Source organism: Sphingobium sp. DC-2, assembly GCF_000722555.1.
GTDB lineage: Bacteria > Pseudomonadota > Alphaproteobacteria > Sphingomonadales > Sphingomonadaceae > Sphingobium > Sphingobium quisquiliarum.
In genome coordinates, this window is the sequence record NZ_JNAC01000077.1 from 1 (window position 1) to 3022 (window position 3022).

Genomic DNA, 3022 nt, shown 5'->3' on the forward strand with positions numbered 1-3022 from the left:
TGTCAGCCGACAAAATAGGCTACATTTCAATAATATCATGTAATATCAATATATTACATCGGATGCTCTGCGAGTAATTCTGTCTAGGGCAATATACACGTCGCGGTGTTCGACAAAATAAGCTACATTTCGCGGACAGCAAAAATCATTGGGGAGCCCGTTCCGTGATTGAGCGCAAGCCGTCTCCAGCGCCCCGGCGGAGCCTCAAATCGCTTGAGGCGGGATTGGCTCTCTACCCCCATTTCCGGCGACATATATCGCTTTCCGGCCCGGTGACAGCGGCTCAGGTTCAGGCGATTTCCGAGGCAACCGGCCTTAAAGAGCGGCAGATACGGACACTGGCCGCGCGCTTCCGGGTGCATCCGGTCGCGGAAACGCTGGCTCCAAAACCGCGTGGACCCGCTGTTGGATCGCACAGGATCGATCCCGAGGTGAGGGCCGCCATCGAGACGTTGATCGACGAAATTGCGCTCAAGATGGTGCCGCCATCGCGTGCGGAAGCGGCGCGGCAGATTTGGGGCCTGTTGCACGCGGACAACGGAGATCATCGCTTTCCCGCCGATCTGATCCCAAGCGAGAAGACGATCGAGCGGCTTCTGGCTGAGATTCCGAGCCGTGTTTGGGCGAAAGCGACGATGGGATCGAAGACGCGGAGCGCCCATGAACCGCACCCCGGCGAATATGCAAGCGAGGGATTTCTCGACCTGGTTCAGATGGATCACACCAAGGGCGATGTCATCCTGGTCGATAGTCTGCGGCGCGAACAGCTCGGAAGACCGTGGATCACCTTCCTCATCGAAATCTGGACCCGGTCCATTCTTGGTTACTATGTCAGCTTCGGCGACCCCTCGATATTCCGGTGCGGACGGGCGGTTGCGAGCGCTGTGTTGCCCAAAGAGCCGGCCCTCGCCCACCTGGGCGTCGATGTCAGCTATCCGATGCACGGTTTGTTCCGGCGCTTGCATGCCGATCAGGCCAAACCGCATCGCTCCGAAGCCTTCCGGCGCGCCTGCGTCCGCAATGGGATTGGCCCCGATGTGCGGAGGCCCGGGCCGGCCCATCTTGGCGGGCATATCGAGCGGCTGATCGGCACGATGATTGGAAAACTGCGGCTTTTGCCCGGTGCGACCGGATCGAACGTGGCGGCGCGCGACGGCTATGATGCCGAGGCGGACGCGGCGATGACGCTTGTGGAATTCGAGCGCTGGCTGCTGTGCCAGATCGCGATCTATCATCACGCGCCGCATAGCGCGCTGGGCGGCCTGTGTCCGGCCCAGATGTGGGAGCGCGAGGCGGCGAAGCACAGCCCGCTGCTGCCCGTGTCGGTCGATGCGGGCGAACTGTTCCGCCAGTTTCTGCCGTCGAAGTCGCTCACGGTCCATGCCAAGGGTATCCAGATCAGATATCGCCATTACTGGCACCCGATGCTTGCCGCCAGGATCGGCCAAAGGGTCGAGATCAGCTGGGATGAGCGGACGATCCAGCATATCTACGCCGACCTCGACGGCCGCTATGTCGAATTGCCGGTTGTCGGCGACTATCCCGACGTCTGGGAGGCGGATTGGGAGGCCGCCAGGGCAGGAGTGCGGGCGCTAGGCCGGGCCTACCAGGCCGATGGCGGTCGCGCGGCGACGGCGCGGGCGGTGGCCGCCGCCAATCAGGAAATCCACCGCGCCCGCGTTCGCACGAAGGCGGCGCGGCGCCAGGCAAAGCGCCGCGAAGGCGAGGGGACGACGCTCGCGGACCTCCGGTATGGCGAAGCGCCGGAAAAGCCGCCCATTGACTGGAAACCGGTCGCCGAGCTCAGCGAAGACGACTGGTTGCAGGAGCGGACATGAGCGCCGCTGCGACCGCGCCATCGCTGGCGCCCTCCTTCTGGATCGATTTCGAAGAAGCGCGGAACGCGGTCGAGACGATCGTCGATGTCGCGCATGACGATCCCGAGGAACGCCCGACCTGCATCGTGCTCACCGGACAGTCCGGCATGGGCAAAACCTCGATCCTGCGCGAAGCGCAGCGCCGCCTTGCCGAAGCCTTTCCCGAGCCCGCCGATTGGGGCGAGGCGCGCTATCAGCCCGTGCTGCGCACGGTCATTCCCTCGAGTCCGACCTCGCTCAAGATCAACCTCGCCCTGCTCTGGAAACAGGGCTGGCCGATCCGCACGAACACGCACAAAACCGCCGATTTGAAGGTCGTCGACCTGCTGGCCGAACAGGGCACGCGGCTGGTCGCGATCGACAATGTCCATGTGATCCTGACCGCGAGCGGCGTTGCGCGGCGCGATACGCTCGATGCGTTCCGCTTCCTGATGAGCGCGGGCAATGTGCCGCTGGTCGTGGCGGGCCTCGATGTCGCCCGGCAGATCTTCGCCGACGATGTCGAGCTGGCGTACCGCTCAATCATCCTCAAATTGCCGTTATGGGAGCCGGGCGAGCCCGCGCAGCGCCTGATCCGCGCGCTGGCCCGCGGCATGGGGATGGAGGAGCCCGACCATCTCGCCGAACCCGCGTTCGCCGAGCGCATCTGGCGGACCAGCGGCGGGGTCACCGGGAACTTCAAGCGCATCCTGCACTGGTCGGGAAAGGTCGCGCGGCGGCATGACCGCCGGTTCGTGACCCAGGACGATATCACCGAGGCGCTGCAATTGTTTACGCCTTATAGCCCGGAATGAGCGGGCGGGAGATCGAGCCGCTGGCGTTTCGGGTGAGGCCGCTGCCCGAGGAATGTTTCGAATCCTGGCTGCGCCGCCTGGCCGCGCGTCATGAGACCACGCCCAAAGCGCTGTTTCGCCATCTCGGCATCGACGCGGCGCTCGCCGATCGCGACCTGGCCGTGTCGCCCGTACCGGCCACGTCGCGCGTACCGGCCACGTCGCGCGCATCGGCTTGGTTGGCCGCGCCGGCGCCGGCGGTCGCTGGCGTGCCGGACCGCCGCCAGGTGATGGTAGAACGGCTCGCGTGGGCGACGATGGTGCCCGCGAAGGCGATTTCTAGGACGTTCGTCGGCTGTGGGCGCGGCGATC

3 protein-coding genes are annotated in these 3022 nt (G+C 64.7%); all 3 read left to right on the forward strand.

Features of this window, described 5'->3' with window-relative positions:
* The first annotated feature begins 164 nt into the window (after positions 1-164).
* Positions 165-1838 (forward strand): Mu transposase C-terminal domain-containing protein, encoded by a 1674-nt coding sequence (locus ET21_RS0117355; protein ID WP_030540650.1) that lies wholly within the window; start codon positions 165-167, stop codon positions 1836-1838.
* Complete coding sequence (locus ET21_RS0117360; RefSeq protein WP_030540651.1) at positions 1835-2671, forward strand: TniB family NTP-binding protein; 837 nt, start codon at positions 1835-1837, stop codon at positions 2669-2671. Before ET21_RS0117355 ends, ET21_RS0117360 begins: the two co-directional genes overlap by 4 nt.
* Positions 2668-3022, forward strand: a 355-nt coding sequence (locus tag ET21_RS26025; RefSeq protein ID WP_037471258.1) for a TniQ family protein, incomplete at its 3' end; no start/stop codon positions are given. The genes ET21_RS0117360 and ET21_RS26025, both read left to right, overlap by 4 nt.